The following is a 15896-nucleotide window of genomic DNA, read 5'->3' as shown; positions in this document are numbered from 1 at the left end:
TCATCTGCACATGCCCACCAATGGACGCTTACGAAGAAGCCGCAGAGTAAACAGACGACAACCAGATCAGCCCCCGCACTGGCCAGGGGCTGATCTTATGGGATGAAATTGTCAGGAATCCCAAATGGCGGCGTCTTGATGCTGGTCCCGGTCAGACCATGCAGGAATTCCACAAGACTGGTGATTTCTGCATCTGTCAGGTCAATCTCTGGGATGTCGATCCGGCTGCGTAGGCGCGCCATTTCGAACTGATCGCCCCATACCGCGAAATCAATCTGTTCCAGCCACGGAATTTCGGGCAGGGCGGCCATGTCACGGGTCCAACGCGACAGGCTGCGTTCAGGGTTGAGGTGATGGCGGATCACGCTGTCGAGATCGGGAAAGGCTCCGTTATGGCCGTATGGTGCGGTTAGAGCAACATTGCGCAGCATCGGCGTTCGAAAGCGGTAGGCATCCTCAAGCCGATCACTTTCGCCCATGCGGCCAACATCGCGGACATTGGGATCCCATTGCCGGGTGCGGCCCGGGCCAAAGGGCGGCAAGGCCAGCGCGTGGAACTTCTGATCCGACATTAGGGGCCCGGCGTGGCAGGTGGAACATTGCGCCTTGCCATAGAAAAGGGTCATTCCAGCCTTCTGAACCGGTGACAGCGCATCGGTGTTCCCTGCCAGATAATGATCAAAGGGGCTGTCGATACTGCGCCATTCGATAGCCATGAAGGCGGCCAGAGCATTGGCGATCTGGGTGATGGTTATGTCTTCGGATGTCTTGACTTCAGGAAAGGCTGCGATCATGGCCGGACCGTAGGCGGGGTCGGTGCGCACACGCTTGGCAAGAATCGGCCAGCCCTTGTCGATCCGGTCATGCACAGCGCCAGTCACCTGGTTTTCGGCAACATTCCCGGCCATCTCAAACTGCGAGGTCAGCGGGAACAGCGCCTGCGCGGCCAGCAGAGAATTCAATCCCGCGGGCAACCATTCCTGCGCCGGAGAGTTGAAGCCGTTGCCATAGACATCCGAGATACTCAGTCGTCCGTCATGGAAAACAGTATGGATGTCCTTTGCCCCGAGGTTCCAAAGGCCGGGCGAATTTCGGGGAATACGCTTGCGGATTTTGTCGGACCCAGTGCCCGGCGTGCGATCGGGGCCTAACCCCTGACCGCCTTCGCCGATGCCCAGTGACAGCCCATCGGATGTGCCGAAATCCGGGTGGTGGCAATGGGCGCAGGCGATGTTTTGATTGCCCGACAGGATCGGATCGTAAAACAGTTGATGACCAATCGCGGCCTGTTCCATATCAAAGGACAGGAAATCATCATCGGTCAGCGGGCGTGGCAGCTCTTGCGCTGCGGCCGCGCCGGCAAAAAGGAAAGCAATCCCATGCGCCAGATTATATTTGCCCTGTGTATGCTTGCGACCCCTGCGCTGGCCGAGCTGGAACAGGCGCGTGACATGATGGAGGCCGGCGCGTTCGAGGCCGCGCGCGAGGAACTGCTGCCCGCCGCCCGATCCGGCAATGCCGAGGCCGAGGAATTGATCGGCGTGATGTACGGGTTGGGTCTTGGGGTCGAGCAGGATTATGAACGTGCCTTTGAATGGTATCTGCGCGCATCGATGAAGGGGCATCCGGGCGCACAATCGGGGGTCGGCTGGTATTACGAACTGGGTCTGGGCTTGCCTGCGCCGGATCTTGTGCGGGCTTACATGTGGTACACGCTCAGCGCCATTGGCGGCGATCCCGACGCGGCAATCAGCCTTGAGGAAGTGGTCAAGAAAATGTCGCCGGAGCAGATTGAAAGAGCCCATGTTCTGGTCAACGACTATAAAGGGTGGATGTACCCGTTTCGGTGAGGGTCGGGCCAAACGCCCGACCCTAAATGGCTTAGTTCAGGTCCGCGTCACGCGATGCGTTGACGTCTGCCTCGGCCGCTGCAACGGCTTCGGTGAGCGCGGTGAAGACCTCATCACCACGACCGACGTTGGTTTGGAACCACTCGTAGACCGGGGTTGCCGCCTCTTTGAACGCGGCTTTCTGCTCGGGGGTCGGCACGTACAGATCACCGCCACCGGCGACGAAATCCTCATAGGCCTGGATCGACTTGCGCTTGGGTGAGGCAAAGGTGGCCTGCTGCAGCGCATAGAACCCATCGACCACGACACGGCGCATGTCTTCGGGCATCTCCTGGAACTTGGCGTTATTCATCCACCACAGAGCGCCCATATAGGCATGGCCGTCCAGGGTGACATATTGCAGGCCTGCATCGGGGAATTTCATGCCCATGATGTCGGTGATGCCGTTCTTGGACCCTTCAACCACACCGGTTTGAAAGCTGGTGAACAGTTCCGGCCACGGGATCGGGGTGGGCGATGCACCCAAGGCTTTAACCAGCTCTTGTGGCAGGTCAGCGACCACGGTGCGGATTTTCAACCCTTCCATATCAGCTGGTTCAGCCACGCGACGCTGGGTGTTGGCAAAGTTGCGCCAGCCACCAGTGTTGCCGATGGTCATCAGACGGATCGCGCCGCCGGAATCCTCAAGCGCCATGTCGCGCATGGTGCGGGTGAAATCGCCGGATAGAACATGCTCGGCAATCCGGTCATCCGCCATAAGGTAGGGTAGGTCGAGGACCTGAACATAGGGAAAGATGCCTGACGCCCCGCCCGAGGTCGAGATATAGATGTCGATGGTTCCATCGGCCACACCCTGCAGGCATTCCGCGCCGTTCGAACACAGCTGCGTACCGATGAACAGCTCGACCTCGATCGCGCCGTTCGAAGCGGCTTCGACATAGTTCTTGAAAACGATTAGACCGTCATAATCCTCGTCATTTTCGTTCGAGTTGGCCGTGGCGCGCAGCGTATAATCCGCTGCCGTGGCCGCGATGGCTGATGCGGCGACCAGCGACGTGGCCACCGCTGCGGTTTTGATAAAGGTTCTGAGCATGCGTTTCCTCCCTGTGGAACTCAGTTAGTTGGCAAATCCCGTTATCCTCGGGATCGTCATGGATAATGCGGGGATGTAGGTGATCAGAAAGATCACGATGATTTCAACGGCCAGAAACGGCAGGATCGCCTTGGCAATGGTTTCAACCTTTTCGCGCGACACGGCGGCGGCCACGAACAGCACTAGCCCCATGGGGGGTGTGGCCAGACCAACGGTCAAGTTGACGCTCATGATGATGGCAAAGTGGATCGGGTCGACGCCGAGGCTGGTAAAGATCGGTCCCAGGATCGGCCCAAGAATGATGATCGCAGGCCCGGCATCCAAAAACATGCCGACAACGAACAAGAGCAGGTTGATCAGAAACAGCAGGATCAGCGGGTTTTCCGACAGGCTGAGGATCAGCGAGGCCAACTGTTCTGGCGCATGGCTGAGGCTGACCACGGTTTTGAACGCCATGGCCGCCCCCACCAGCAGCAGAACGACGGCGGAGGTTAGGCCGGCATTGCTGAGGATCTCGGGCACTTCTTTGAGCGTCAGGGTGCGCAGGATGAAAAAGCCGATCAGAAAGGCATAGCCGACGGCCACCGCTGCGGCTTCGGTAGGTGTAAAGATACCGCCCAGAATACCACCCAGAATGATCACCGGAGTCAGCAGTGGAAAGAACGCCTTGAGGCTGGCCTGACCCCGTTCACCCCATGTGTATTTGCGGCTGGCAACGGGAAAATCATACTTGTCGGCCATGAATTTGATCATCAGCATCAGGCCAACGCCAACCATGACGCCCGGCACGATCCCAGCCAGAAACAGCGCCGCAACGCTTTCGCCCATCACATACGCGTAGATGATCATGATGCCCGAAGGGGGAATGATCGGACCGATCACCGAACTGGCCGCAGTGATCGCCGCAGCGAATTTGCGGGTATAGCCCTGCTTCTCCATCGCTGGGATCAGCATTGAACCCAGCGCTGATGTATCCGCCACGGCAGAGCCTGAAAGTCCCGCAAACAGGATCGAGCTGAGCACGTTCACATGCGCCAACCCGCCGCGAAAATGGCCCATCAAGGCTTGGCTGAATTCCACCAGACGGATGGTTATCCCGCCGCGGTTCATTAGCTCTCCGGCCAGCATGAAGAAAGGGATTGCCATCAGGGGAAAGCTGTCCATGCCGTTATAAACATTGCGGTACAGCAGGGTGATGTCATTGGATTGGCCATTTAGCCACAGCAGGATACCCGGGGCGGCCAAAAGGGCGAAAAAGACCGGCAGGCCGATCATCAGAAAGACAAGGAAAGTGGGCAGGAACCAAATCAACATCTATTCAGCCCCCACCGGTGCGTCGGCAATTTCAGGCAGCAGGTCTGCGCCCCCCAATAGCGAGACAATCGCGCGCAGGATCAGCTCGACATTTACTACGATCAGAAGGGCCACCCCTACCAGCAGCGAGGCCATCATCCAGCTGCGCGGGACGCGGTACCATTCGTCAAAGCCAAATGAGGTGGGAATATACAAAGCGGCGGTTGCGAATTTGCCCCCGAACCCGGTCACTTCGGACCAGCCGATCTTTACCGCCACCAGCAGCACCGCCAGTGACACGAACAGCAGCGCGAGCATCAGTACCTGTCCCAATACGCGCGGAAGCATCAGGGGCACCATGTCGATGGCCACGAACCCGCCGCGGCGAAATGCGGTCGGGGCCATCAGACCCGTCATCCAGAGCATGCAGAACCGGGCGGCCTCATCCGGCCAGGGCAGTGCGTTGCCCAGCACATATCGGAAGAATACCTGAATCAGGATTGCGGTCACCATGAATGCAATCGCAACGACGCCAACCGCGCGGCCCAATCGCAGCACGGTTTCGTTCACGAATGCAATCGGCGCCAGCATCGTTGCCAGTCCGCCCATGCGTTTCCTCCCTATGTCAGCCGCGGGTTGGTCCCGCAGTCGTCAGAGCGCGCTTAGGACTGCGCGAATTGGCCGAGTTTTCCGGCATAAAAGGTCAGCGCGTCTCCATCGCTAATGCTGGCCTTCAGGACTTTGCCCACGACGATCACATGATCGCCTGCGTCGTGATAAGCGTGTTGTTCACATTCAAACCGTGCCAGACAATCCGGCAGCAGAGGGGTACCATTCGAGCAATGCCCATGGGCGATGTCTCGCAGCGCAAAGGCGTTTTTCGAGCAGCCGAAACACAGCTCGGCCTGTTCAGAGGACAATACATGAACGCTGAAATGGCGCGCCTTGTGGAAATAGGGGAAGCGGCGCGAGTTGCGGTCGCCGGCCCACATGATCAGGGGCGGGTCCAGCGATAGGGACGAAAAACTGTTGGCGGTGATGCAGACCGGGCCGTCCGTGCTGTTGCAGGTGACGATGGTAACTCCGGTGGCAAAGCGGCCAAACGCATCGCGCAGGGTTCGGGTGTCATCCTTGTGTGGGATGAAAGTATGGTTCATGTCCTGTGACATTGCATTCATCATGGTACCTCATGGCCCAGTGCCGCCTCATAAAGGCGGTACCAACTCTCGCGATCCAGATTGACTTTCAAGGCGTCCGAAATCTGTTTGATCCGGCCCAGATTGTTGGTGCCTAGCACCGGCAGGATGCCTGCAGGATGTGCCAGAAGGAAGGCCACGGCCACTGCGGCCCGGTCCACTCCGAATTCGGCGGCGATCTCATCCGCGACCACGCCGACCGGAGGGTTCCCGGCCATCAGCAGTCCGCCGCCCAGCGGCGACCACGCCATCACCGGCTGCCCATGCTGTTGATGAAACGCTAGGTCGCCATTGGTGAAGGGGCGGATTTCGCCCAGCGAGATCTCGACCTGGTTGGTGACCAGTTGGGTCTTCATCGCTGATTGCAGAAGCGTCCAGTCCCACGGGCGGAAATTCGATACGCCAACCGCGCCCACTTTGCCGCTGGCCACGACCTCGTCCAGCGCTGCGCCGGTCTCATGGTGGTCCATGAAGGGATCAGGGCGGTGGATCAGGAGCAGGTCGACATGGTCGATTGCCATCTCGGTCAGCGAGGTTTCAACCGATTTCAGGATATGCGCGCGCGATGTGTCATAATATTTGACCATGGCGTCTGCGTAACGGCCCATCGGCGCAACGATGTCGCATTTGGTGACGATCTCCATCCGCGCGCGCAGCGCCGGGTTGGCGCGCAGGGCATTGCCCAAAACCGCCTCGGCCGCGTAACCGCCATAGATATCGGCCTGATCGAATGTGGTGATGCCCTGATCCAGGCAGGCTTGTATCTTGGCTTCGACATGATCCGCCGAGGTGTCACTGTCATCACCCAAGCGCCACATGCCGTATACCAGGCGGCTCATTTCCAGCGTGTCTGAAAGCTTTACACGTTGCATTAGCGGCGAACTCCGTTGCCCAGCGGGGTGGCTGGGATGGTTTTGGGCACGCGTCCGTATTCCTCGGGAAGCGAGCAGGTTTTCAGGTTGGGCATCACGCGGGCACCGAAATGGCGGGCCTCGTCCAGATGTGGATAGCCCGAGAAGATGAAGGCGCGGATGCCCATCTTTTGATAGTTTTCAATCTTGGTCATGACCTGATCGGTGGAGCCCACAAGCGCTGCGCCGCAGCCAGACCGCGCCCGGCCCACGCCTGTCCAGAGACCAGGTTCGACATAGCCGTATTCATCCGCCAGATCGCGGTTTTTGGCCTGATGCGCCACACCCAGCGAGGTGGAATCCAGCGCCCGTTCGCGGATGGCGCGACCGTATTCGTCGTCCAGCTTGGATACGATGTAATCAGCGTATTCCTGCGCTTCGGTCTCGGTATCGCGAACGATCATGTGAACGCGCAAGCCGTAATCCAGAGTCCGGTTGTAATTCTCGGCTACCGCATGAACCGCCTGCATCCGCCCGGCCAGTTGATCCTCGGTTTCTGGCCACATCAGGTAGACATCGCAATGCTCTCCGCACAGTTCGAGCGCAGATGGGGAATAGCCGCCGAAATACAACAGTGGTCCGCCGGTCTGATAGGGTTTGGCTGGATCGGTGGTCAGGCCCGAGAAATTATAGACCTCGCCCGCATGGTTGATCTCATCCCGCGTCCAAGCCTGTTTCAGGATTTCGACGACTTCGCGCGAGCGTTGATAACGGAACGCGCTGTCTGCCTTTTCACCAGGGAAATCGGACGAGATGATGTTGACCGTCAAACGCCCCCGCAACATGTGATCCAGCGTCGCGATGGTGCGGGCCAGCATGATGGGCTGCATTTCACCGCAACGCACCGCGGCCAGCAGGTTGATCTTGTCGGTGATCGGTGCGCATCCAGCAACAAAGCTAAGTGTGTCCTGACCGACCTGATAGGATGACGGGCACAGGATGTTGCGAAACCCCTGTGCCTCGGCCTCTTTCACGATGGCGGAACAGTGGTCCCAGCTGGACCGCAGATCGCCATCGGGCATCCCCAGAAACTGATAGTCATCCGAACACAGAGCCGAAAACCACGAGACCTCGGCCGCGTTCAGATCGGGGGAGGTGATTGGGACGATCGTCATCTGAGTCGGTCTCCGCAATGGATTTGCTTTTTCTCTTGCGTAGCAATCACATTGATGTAGATCAATAGTGTATCAATTTTTCCTGTGACCAATCGAAGCGCCCCGACGTGCCCCCCTCAAGCCGAAACCCCAATGCCCTGCCGATATATGTTCAGATTGCAGAACTGCTGATCCGCGATATTGCGGCCGGCCGTCTGATTGACGGTGAGCGCCTGCCGCCGGAACGGGACATGGCGGCGGACCTGAATGTCTCGGTCGGGACCCTGCGAAAATCGCTGTCTGAGCTTGAGAAAAAAGGGATGTTGGAACGCATTCAGGGCTCGGGCAATTACATCCGTGAGACCGGAACGCAGAACAGCGTCTATGCGATGTTCCGGCTTGAGCTGCCCGAAGGGGGCGGTTTGCCAAGCGCGGATATCCTGTCGGTCGATCATCTGGAAAAGCCTGCCAATCTGCCCGGTTTCGGAGCCGCGGCCACGGGGTCGCGCGTGCGCCGGATGCGCTATTTGAATGACACAATCATCGCGGTCGAAGAGATATGGCTCGACGAATCAGTGGGTTTGATCGACGGCAACCTGCTGTCTGACTCGCTGTATCGCTATTATCAGCAGCAGTTGGGGTTCTGGATCACGCGGGCCGTAGACAGGGTTTCAATCGCCGCGCTGCCCGATTGGACACCGACGGGCTTTACCAAGCCCTTCGGGCAGACGGTCGGGTATATCGAGCGGTTCAGCTGGTCAGAACAGGTCGAACCCGTCGAATTCTCTAAAACTTGGTTCGATCCGGATCGGGCCACCTATGTTCAACGCTTGAAGTAAAAGGAAACGCGCATGACCCGGACCATCAATTACGGGCTGATCGGATGCGGCATGATGGGGCAGGAGCACCTGCATAATATCGCTCTGCTGGATGGCACGCGCGTGGCGGCAATCTATGAGCCCGACCCGCAGATGGCCCACGCCGCGCAAGAGATCGCGCCCGAGGCTGTGATGGTGGGGTCGGTGGCTGATCTTCTGGCGGTCGAGGATCTGGATTGCCTGGTCATCGCCAGCCCGAACCACCTGCATGTGGATCAGATCTGCGACATTGCGGCGATGCGCCCACTGCCCCTGTTGGTGGAAAAGCCGCTTTTTACCGATCCGCAGGATGCGGCGCGGCTGGAAACGGTGCAGCGTGACTATCCCCATCCAATCTGGGTGGCGATGGAATATCGCTATATGCCTCCGATTGCCGCTTTGATCAAAGGGCTCCAATCCACCGGCGGGGTGCAGATGCTGACGATCCGAGAACATCGATTTCCCTTTCTGGAAAAGGTCGGCAACTGGAACCGGTTCAACCGCAATACCGGCGGCACATTTGTCGAGAAATGCTGCCATTTCTTCGACCTGATGCGGCTGATCCTTGGGTCCGATCCGGTGCGGATCACCGCCAGCGGTGGGCAGGCGGTAAACCATCTGGACGAAAGCTATGATGGGGAAACGCCGGATATTCTGGATCACGGTTATGTTCTGGTTGATTTCGCCAACGGCACGCGGGCGATGCTGGAACTGTGCATGTTCGCCGAAGGATCGCGGTACCAAGAGGAAATCTCGGCCACAGGACAACTGGCCAAGATCGAGGCGCTGGTGCCGGGGCCGGGGCGCTTTTGGCCCGATCATCTGGGTGAGCCGCCGGTGCCGCAGGTGATTGTCAGCCCGCGTAATCCGAAGGGGCCGGTGTCACAGGACATCCCCGTCGATCCGCGCCTGCTGGCCGCCGGGGACCACAATGGATCGACCTATTACCAGCATCAGGGGTTCCTGGCGCTTGTTCGAGGCGAGCGGGCTGCGCCGGATGTGACGCTGCAGGATGGGCTGTGGTCCGTTCGTATGGGGTTGGCGGCACAACAGGCGCTGGCAACGGGTGAAGCCGTTCGGTTGACCTGATAGGCAACAAGGACGATGCGCTGTGCCGGTGACGAAATTGCGCCTATCGGAAACGCGCTCCCCCAACTTGCGCATAAAAACCTGTCGTTTTTGATTTCTGATGGGTCTTTTTCGCTTGTTGATGCTGCGTCTGCACCCTAGCTCTGTCCGTGGGACACCCCTCCCCAACGAGGGGCGTGTATCTGGAAGGGTAATACACATGACTATCGAACAACCGGCGTCGCATGACGCCGTGCGCAAACCTGAAATGCGGCCGGCAAATCCGCGCTTTTCCTCGGGCCCCTGCGCCAAACCCCCCACATTTGACCTGACCAAACTGGCTGACGCAGCGCTTGGCCGTTCGCATCGCGCTGCTGTTGGCAAGGACAAGCTGAAAGCGGCCATCGAAGGTACGCGTGAAGTGCTGGGCATTCCAGCAGATTACAAGATCGGCATCGTTCCCGCGTCTGACACCGGCGCGGTTGAGATGGCGCTGTGGTCGCTGTTGGGTGAACGCAAGGTCGAGATGCTGGCCTGGGAAAGCTTTGGCTCGGGATGGATCACGGATGTGGTCAAGCAGCTAAAAATCGACGCCGAAGTGAAAACAGCCGATTATGGGCAGATCATCGATCTGGCCTCGGTCGACTTCTTCCATGACGTGGTCTTTACATGGAACGGCACGACTTCGGGCGTGCGGGTGCCAAACGGTGACTGGATTGCGGATGACCGTCAGGGTTTGACGATCTGCGATGCGACTTCGGCGGCCTTCGCGATGGACCTGCCGTGGGACAAGTTGGATGTGACCACGTTTAGCTGGCAGAAAGTTCTGGGCGGAGAGGCGGCGCATGGGATGCTGATCCTTTCCCCACGCGCTGTGGAGCGGCTTGAAAGCTATACCCCCGAATGGCCATTGCCCAAGATTTTCCGCCTGACCAAGGGCGGTAAGCTGATCGATGGTATCTTTACTGGCGCCACGATCAACACCCCGTCGATGCTGGCGGTTGAGGACTATCTGTTTGCATTGGACTGGGCGCGCTCAGTTGGTGGTCTGCAGGGATTGATTGGCCGGGCCGATGCGAATGCCGGTGCGGTGCATGCGTTCTGCGAGCAGAATGGCTGGATCGCCAACCTGGCTGACGACCCGGCGACGCAGTCGAATACGTCTGTCTGTCTGAAATTCACCGATGCGCGCATTCGGGACGGCGCAGCCTTTGCCAAGGCCGTTGCAAAGCGGTTGGAGGCCGAGAATATCGCGTTGGATATCGGGGCTTATCGCGACGCACCTGCGGGTCTGCGTATCTGGTGCGGCGGCACGGTCGAAACTTCGGATATCGAAGCGATGTTGCCCTGGCTAGCCTGGGCCTTCGAGGCTGAGCTCGCAGCACAAACTGAAGCCGCCTGATCTTTCGCAATCTTCACCGGGCCGCCTCAGGCCCGGACATCTCATTACATTCAAGGACCACAGACATGGCTCCCAAAGTACTCGTTTCTGACAAACTCAGTGAAACCGCTGTTCAGATTTTCCGCGACCGCGGCATCGACGTGGATTTCATGCCCGATCTGGGCAAGGACAAAGATAAACTGGCCGAAGTGATTGGCCAATATGACGGCCTTGCCATCCGCTCGGCCACCAAGGTCACGCCGACCTTGCTGGAACATGCGGACAAGCTGAAAGTCATAGGTCGCGCCGGCATCGGCACCGACAATGTCGACAAAGATGCCGCCAGCAAGAAGGGCGTCATCGTGATGAACACGCCCTTTGGCAACATGATCACCACAGCCGAGCACGCGATTGCGATGATGTTCGCCGTGGCGCGGCAGATCCCCGAGGCCAGCACTTCGACCCATGCGGGCAAATGGGAAAAGTCTAAGTTCATGGGGATCGAGCTGACCAACAAAACCTTGGGCGTCATTGGTGCGGGCAATATTGGCGGGATCGTCTGCGAACGCGCCCTGGGCCTGAAAATGAAGGTTGTCGCCTATGATCCCTATCTGGGCGAAGAGAAAGCCGCCAAGATGGGTGTTGAAAAGGTTGAACTGGATGAGCTGCTGTCGCGTGCCGATTTCATCACCTTGCATGTGCCGCTGACCGATCAGACTCGCAACATCCTCAGCCGCGAAAATCTGGCCAAGACCAAGCCTGGCGTGCGCATCGTCAACTGTGCCCGCGGCGGTCTGGTCGATGAAGAGGCGCTGGCCGAAGCATTGCAATCCGGTCACGTGGCGGGTGCCGCCTTTGACGTGTTCAGCGAAGAGCCCGCGAAGGACAATGCGCTGTTCAACCTGCCCAACGTCGTCTGCACGCCGCATCTGGGGGCCGCAACGACCGAGGCGCAGGAAAACGTGGCGCTGCAGGTGGCCGAGCAAATCTCGAACTACCTGCTGACCGGCGCGGTTGAGAACGCGCTGAACATGCCGTCCGTCACCGCCGAAGAAGCCAAGGTCATGGGGCCGTGGATCAAACTGGCCGGACATCTGGGCAGCTTCATCGGTCAAATGACGGATGAGCCGATCAAGGCGATCAACATTCTCTATGACGGTGTCGCGGCTGAGATGAACCTTGCGGCTCTGAACTGTTCGACCGTGGCCGGGATCATGAAAAAGTTCAACCCCGAGGTTAACATGGTCTCTGCCCCTGTGGTGGCCAAAGAGCGTGGCATCAAGATCTCGACCACCAATCAGGATAAATCGGGTGCCTTCGAGGGGTACATCAAGGTTACTGTCGTGACCGAAAAGCGCGAGCGTTCCATCGGTGGCACGGTGTTCAGCGACGGCAAACCCCGCTTCATCCAGATCAAAGGCATCAATATCGACGCCGAGGTCGGCGCGCATATGCTGTACACCACCAACGAGGATGTTCCGGGTATCATCGGTGCGTTGGGCCAGACCATGGGTGAAAGCGATGTGAACATCGCCAACTTTACCCTTGGCCGGTCCGAAGCGGGCGGCGAAGCGATTGCGCTGCTGTATGTCGACGAACCGGTGCCAGCCGAAGCGCGGGCAAAGCTGGCCGAAACCGGCCTGTTCACGCAAATCAAACCGCTGGAGTTCGACGTTGCCTGAGGCGGTGTTGAATATCTGAGACACTTCATACCCGCGTCTTCCAAGGCGTGGGTATTTTCTTTTCCCGGCCGCCAAGACGCGTCACAAGCAGGGTGTTCCTGTTGATTTAGGGTTTTCCATGTCCTCGCCAATTTATGCAATCGGTGACATCCACGGCCAGCTCGGCATGCTGCAGGTTGCGCTGTCGCGGATCGAGGCCGATGGCGGGCCAGATGCAAAGATTGTGTTTCTGGGTGACTATGTCGATCGAGGCCCGGACAGTCGTGGTGTTCTGAACCTGCTGATCGAAAGCCAACAGACGGGGCGGAACTGGGTCATGGTCAAGGGTAACCACGACCGCATGATGACTCGCTTCGTGCAAGAGCGCGAGATTGCAGATAAGCAACTGCCCGTCACGCTGAACTGGCTGAACCCACGGCTGGGTGGTCGGGATACGCTGGCCTCCTATGGGGTTGAAGTCACGGACAATGACCGCATCTATCAGGTCCATGAACGGGCCTGTGCCGCCGTACCGCCAGCACATCTGGATTTTATCAACGCTTTGCCAGTTTACCATCAGGAGGATGAACTGCTGTTCGTCCACGCTGGCATCAGGCCCGGTCTTCCACTGTCGCAGCAATCCGAAGATGACCTGGTTTGGATACGGCAGGAATTTTTGGTTGAATCTGGCCCGCACCCCTGGCTGATCGTGCATGGTCACACCCCTGTGGATACGGCGGAACATTGCGGCAATCGGATCAATTTGGATGCGGGCGCGGGCTATGGTCATCCGTTGGCCACTGCCGTGTTCGAGGGCCGTGATTGCTGGTTGCTGACCGCACAGGGGCGCGCGCCGCTGAGACCTAGTCTTCGGTAAACAGGTCTTTGTAAGCTTCGCGTAGCGCGTTTTTTTGCACTTTGCCCATCGTATTGCGCGGCAATTCGTTCAGCACGATCAGCTTGCGGGGATGTTTGAATCGCGCCAGTTGGGTCTGCGCGCTTGCCATGATGGCCTCGAGGTCGGGCGACTTGTTTGGTTCGGCTACCAACAGGCCCAACACGGTTTCGCCGAAATCCGGATGGGGCACGCCGATAACTGCGCTTTCCAGAACACCGAGCTGGTCGTCCAGCACCAGTTCGACCTCTTTGGGATAGATGTTGTACCCGCCCGAGATGATCAGGTCCTTGCCGCGTCCGACGATATGGACATAGCCGTCCGCGTCCACACGTCCAAGGTCGCCGGTGATAAAGAACCCGTCCTCGCGCAACTCTGCTGCGGTCTTCTCGGGCATTTCCCAATAGCCCTGAAAGACGTTGGGGCCACGCACCTCGATCATGCCGATTTCGCCCTGTGGCAAGGTTTCACCCGTCTCAGAGTCGGTCACTTTGAGCTCAACGCCCGGCAAGGGGAACCCCACGGATCCGGCGCGGCGTTCACCGTCATAGGGGTTCGAGGTGTTCATGTTGGTCTCGGTCATACCGTAGCGTTCAAGAATGCGGTGCCCGGTGCGGGCCTCAAACTGCTGATGCGTTTCGGCCAGCATTGGCGCCGAACCCGAGATGAACAGCCGCATATGACATGCCAGATCGCCGGTGAACCGGTCGTCATCCAACAGACGGGTGTAGAAGGTCGGAACCCCCATCATCGCGGTTGCATCAGGCAAATGCCGCAGTACCTCATCCAGATCGAATTTCGGCAGAAAGATCATCGACCCGCCCGAAGCCAGTACCACGTTGGTTGCCACGAACAGCCCATGAGTGTGAAAGATTGGCAGAGCATGCAGCAACACGTCATCGTCGGTAAACCGCCATTCCCGTACCAATGTTTCGGCATTCGACAGCAGATTGGCCTGTGACAACATCGCGCCCTTGGATCGGCCGGTCGTGCCGGACGTGTACAGGAAGGCGGCCAGATCATCCTCGGTGCGGTTGACCGGCTCGAAAGCAGGCAGCATACCCAGCGCACGCCGCATCAGGCTGCCGGATCCATCAGCGTTTAGCGTTTCAAGCCGTGCCTTCTGGGCGGCGGCGGCGGGTGCCAAACCAGCCCTATTTACATCATCGCAGACCACCAGCGCAGCGCCGCTGTTTTCGATGAAATAGCTCAGTTCGCTGACCGTATAGGCAGTGTTGAGTGGCAGAAAAACCAGACCGGTCTGCACACAAGCAGCAAACAGCGCAAGCGCTTCGGGCGACTTTTCCACCTGAACCGCAACTCGTTGTCCGGGTTCGAGCTCAAAGCCGATTAGGGTATTGGCCAACCGAGATGCCATGTCCAGGAAATCAGAATGGGTCAGCACCTGACCGTTGGGCAGATGCAGGAAAGGCGTCTCTTTGCCCGCGTGAATGCCAAACAAGCGATCGTAAAGCAGGTTGCCCATTTACCGAGTTCCTTTCTGTCCAGTCCTGGCGAATCTGTCTTGGAATGGCGTGCTGGTAAAGCCCTGAATGGCGCAATCGGTCGCCGTTCTGTCCGCATGATGTGCCAGAGGTTGCTGCGGACAAACTGTCTTCTGGCGATCGGGGGCTATCTGCGTTAATCGCAGGTGAATTCGCCGGAGATAGACTATGTATGTTGCCACCCTGTTGACCAATCCCGAAACGCGCGCGCTGGATTTGGCACTGGTCGAGTCGTTGCGGAATGCCTGGGGCGGGGCCGAGATCATCTGGCTCAGCCCGGATGAGGCGGCAGAGTTCGCGCTGCAGGAACTTCTGGGCAACCAATGGGATGTCTGGGGTGATTTGCAGAAGCTTGGCGTTGACCTGATCGTGCAGCCTGCCGAGGGACGGCGCAAAAAGATGCTGTTGGCGGATATGGACAGCACCATGATCCAGCAGGAATGCATCGACGAACTGGCGGATGAGGCCGGGGTCGGCGACCGCGTCAAGGACATCACCGCCCGCGCAATGAATGGCGAATTGGATTTCGAAGGCGCGCTGACCGAACGGGTCGGGTTGCTGAAAGGGTTGGATGAGGCCGTGATCGGCAAGGTTCTGGCCGAACGCATCACCTTGATGCCCGGTGGGAAGGAGCTGGTCGCGACGATGCGCGCCAATGGCGGCTATGCGGCACTGGTCTCGGGCGGGTTCACGGCGTTTACTGCCGAGGTGGGCAGTGAATTGGGGTTTGACGAAAACCGTGCCAACACTCTGCTGGCCGAAAACGGCAAACTGACCGGCGATGTGCAGCGACCGATTCTGGGACGACAGGCCAAAGTTGATGCTTTGGAACAGATCACCGCGCGTCTGGGCCTGTCCGAAAACGATGTGATCGCTGTGGGTGACGGGGCAAATGATCTGGGCATGTTGGGCCGGGCCGGAACCGGGGTTGCGCTGCATGCAAAGCCTTCGGTCGCGGAACAATGCGAAGTGCGCGTCAACCATGGCGATTTGACCGCGCTTTTGTATCTGCAGGGCTATGCGCGGCAGGAATTTGCCCAAGCCTGAAAACCGGGGCTTTCCTTTATTTAACAAAAATGTTAAACAGTGGTC

15 protein-coding genes are annotated in these 15896 nt (G+C 58.7%); 7 read left to right on the top strand and 8 right to left on the bottom strand.

The window, feature by feature from the left end; genetic code table 11:
* Positions 1–95 precede the first annotated feature (95 nt).
* Positions 96–1295 (bottom strand): cytochrome-c peroxidase, encoded by a 1200-nt coding sequence (locus AC2FHW_RS10105; RefSeq protein ID WP_334223310.1) that lies wholly within the window; start codon positions 1293–1295, stop codon positions 96–98.
* Between the two features lie 84 nt (positions 1296–1379).
* Here AC2FHW_RS10105 and AC2FHW_RS10100 point away from each other — a divergent pair, with 84 nt between their 5' ends.
* Complete coding sequence (locus AC2FHW_RS10100; RefSeq protein ID WP_271949535.1) at positions 1380–1850, top strand: tetratricopeptide repeat protein; 471 nt, start codon at positions 1380–1382, stop codon at positions 1848–1850.
* Between the two features lie 31 nt (positions 1851–1881).
* Here AC2FHW_RS10100 and AC2FHW_RS10095 read toward each other — a convergent pair whose 3' ends face one another.
* Genes AC2FHW_RS10095 through AC2FHW_RS10070 form a run of 6 tightly spaced genes read right to left on the bottom strand, consistent with a single transcriptional unit; the run spans position 1882 to position 7458 of the window.
* Complete coding sequence (locus tag AC2FHW_RS10095) at positions 1882–2943, bottom strand: TRAP transporter substrate-binding protein (RefSeq protein WP_142637250.1); 1062 nt, start codon at positions 2941–2943, stop codon at positions 1882–1884.
* Positions 2944–2967: 24 nt separating this feature from the next.
* The gene (locus AC2FHW_RS10090; RefSeq protein WP_142637247.1) at positions 2968–4257 is read right to left on the bottom strand and encodes a TRAP transporter large permease; all 1290 of its coding nucleotides are present in this window, start codon (positions 4255–4257) and stop codon (positions 2968–2970) included.
* The gene (locus AC2FHW_RS10085) at positions 4258–4845 is read right to left on the bottom strand and encodes a TRAP transporter small permease (RefSeq protein ID WP_142637246.1); all 588 of its coding nucleotides are present in this window, start codon (positions 4843–4845) and stop codon (positions 4258–4260) included.
* A gap of 53 nt (positions 4846–4898) precedes the next feature.
* Positions 4899–5414 carry a flavin reductase family protein gene (locus AC2FHW_RS10080; RefSeq protein ID WP_185956692.1) on the bottom strand — a complete coding sequence of 172 codons (516 nt, stop codon included), beginning with the start codon at positions 5412–5414 and terminating at the stop codon, positions 4899–4901.
* Positions 5414–6304, bottom strand: a complete 891-nt coding sequence (locus AC2FHW_RS10075; RefSeq protein WP_496677867.1) for an aldo/keto reductase — start codon at positions 6302–6304, stop codon at positions 5414–5416. Before AC2FHW_RS10075 ends, AC2FHW_RS10080 begins: the two co-directional genes overlap by 1 nt.
* Entirely contained in the window at positions 6304–7458 is a 1155-nt protein-coding gene (locus AC2FHW_RS10070; RefSeq protein WP_271949539.1) for an LLM class flavin-dependent oxidoreductase, read from the bottom strand. The genes AC2FHW_RS10075 and AC2FHW_RS10070 overlap by 1 nt, the downstream gene beginning before the upstream one ends.
* Before the next feature lie 107 nt (positions 7459–7565).
* On the opposite strand from AC2FHW_RS10070, the gene AC2FHW_RS10065 reads away from it, so the two are divergent.
* The 5 genes from AC2FHW_RS10065 (at position 7566) to AC2FHW_RS10045 (ending at position 13281) form a co-directional block, all read left to right on the top strand.
* A complete protein-coding gene (locus AC2FHW_RS10065) occupies positions 7566–8276 on the top strand; it encodes a GntR family transcriptional regulator (protein ID WP_496821853.1) in 711 nt (236 codons plus the stop codon).
* A gap of 12 nt (positions 8277–8288) precedes the next feature.
* Positions 8289–9383 carry a Gfo/Idh/MocA family protein gene (locus tag AC2FHW_RS10060; RefSeq protein WP_496689966.1) on the top strand — a complete coding sequence of 365 codons (1095 nt, stop codon included), beginning with the start codon at positions 8289–8291 and terminating at the stop codon, positions 9381–9383.
* A gap of 199 nt (positions 9384–9582) precedes the next feature.
* Positions 9583–10764, top strand: coding sequence for a phosphoserine transaminase (locus tag AC2FHW_RS10055; RefSeq protein WP_496821851.1), 1182 nt, complete (start codon positions 9583–9585; stop codon positions 10762–10764).
* A gap of 65 nt (positions 10765–10829) precedes the next feature.
* On the top strand, positions 10830–12425 hold the full coding sequence (gene serA, locus AC2FHW_RS10050) for a phosphoglycerate dehydrogenase (protein ID WP_271949545.1): 1596 nt from the start codon (positions 10830–10832) through the stop codon (positions 12423–12425).
* Positions 12426–12543: 118 nt separating this feature from the next.
* The gene (locus AC2FHW_RS10045; RefSeq protein ID WP_142637230.1) at positions 12544–13281 is read left to right on the top strand and encodes a metallophosphoesterase family protein; all 738 of its coding nucleotides are present in this window, start codon (positions 12544–12546) and stop codon (positions 13279–13281) included.
* Here AC2FHW_RS10045 and AC2FHW_RS10040 read toward each other — a convergent pair.
* Positions 13268–14785: a malonate--CoA ligase gene (locus AC2FHW_RS10040; protein WP_142637227.1), complete on the bottom strand. Its 1518-nt coding sequence runs from the start codon at positions 14783–14785 to the stop codon at positions 13268–13270. The two genes, AC2FHW_RS10045 and AC2FHW_RS10040, sit on opposite strands and share 14 nt — an antisense overlap.
* 187 nt (positions 14786–14972) lie before the next feature.
* Here AC2FHW_RS10040 and serB point away from each other — a divergent pair, with 187 nt between their 5' ends.
* Complete coding sequence (serB, locus tag AC2FHW_RS10035; RefSeq protein ID WP_271949549.1) at positions 14973–15851, top strand: phosphoserine phosphatase SerB; 879 nt, start codon at positions 14973–14975, stop codon at positions 15849–15851.
* Positions 15852–15896: the final 45 nt, after the last annotated feature.

The sequence above is a fragment of the Ruegeria sp. YTSA108 genome (genome assembly GCF_059610185.1).
The sequence above is the reverse complement of the archived record's forward strand: the minus strand, read 5'-3'. Positions and strand labels throughout refer to the sequence as shown.

Excerpts from the sequence above, each read along its gene's own strand:
- AC2FHW_RS10105 (WP_334223310.1), bottom strand. The coding sequence starts at position 1,295 with ATGGAACAGGCCGCGATTGGTCATCAACTGTTTTACGATCCGATCCTG.
- AC2FHW_RS10100 (WP_271949535.1), top strand. The coding sequence starts at position 1,380 with ATGCGCCAGATTATATTTGCCCTGTGTATGCTTGCGACCCCTGCGCTG.
- AC2FHW_RS10095 (WP_142637250.1), bottom strand. The coding sequence starts at position 2,943 with ATGCTCAGAACCTTTATCAAAACCGCAGCGGTGGCCACGTCGCTGGTC.
- AC2FHW_RS10090 (WP_142637247.1), bottom strand. The coding sequence starts at position 4,257 with ATGTTGATTTGGTTCCTGCCCACTTTCCTTGTCTTTCTGATGATCGGC.
- AC2FHW_RS10085 (WP_142637246.1), bottom strand. The coding sequence starts at position 4,845 with ATGGGCGGACTGGCAACGATGCTGGCGCCGATTGCATTCGTGAACGAA.
- AC2FHW_RS10080 (WP_185956692.1), bottom strand. The coding sequence starts at position 5,414 with ATGAATGCAATGTCACAGGACATGAACCATACTTTCATCCCACACAAG.
- AC2FHW_RS10075 (WP_496677867.1), bottom strand. The coding sequence starts at position 6,304 with ATGCAACGTGTAAAGCTTTCAGACACGCTGGAAATGAGCCGCCTGGTA.
- AC2FHW_RS10070 (WP_271949539.1), bottom strand. The coding sequence starts at position 7,458 with ATGACGATCGTCCCAATCACCTCCCCCGATCTGAACGCGGCCGAGGTC.
- AC2FHW_RS10060 (WP_496689966.1), top strand. The coding sequence starts at position 8,289 with ATGACCCGGACCATCAATTACGGGCTGATCGGATGCGGCATGATGGGG.
- AC2FHW_RS10055 (WP_496821851.1), top strand. The coding sequence starts at position 9,583 with ATGACTATCGAACAACCGGCGTCGCATGACGCCGTGCGCAAACCTGAA.
- serA (WP_271949545.1), top strand. The coding sequence starts at position 10,830 with ATGGCTCCCAAAGTACTCGTTTCTGACAAACTCAGTGAAACCGCTGTT.
- AC2FHW_RS10045 (WP_142637230.1), top strand. The coding sequence starts at position 12,544 with ATGTCCTCGCCAATTTATGCAATCGGTGACATCCACGGCCAGCTCGGC.
- AC2FHW_RS10040 (WP_142637227.1), bottom strand. The coding sequence starts at position 14,785 with ATGGGCAACCTGCTTTACGATCGCTTGTTTGGCATTCACGCGGGCAAA.
- serB (WP_271949549.1), top strand. The coding sequence starts at position 14,973 with ATGTATGTTGCCACCCTGTTGACCAATCCCGAAACGCGCGCGCTGGAT.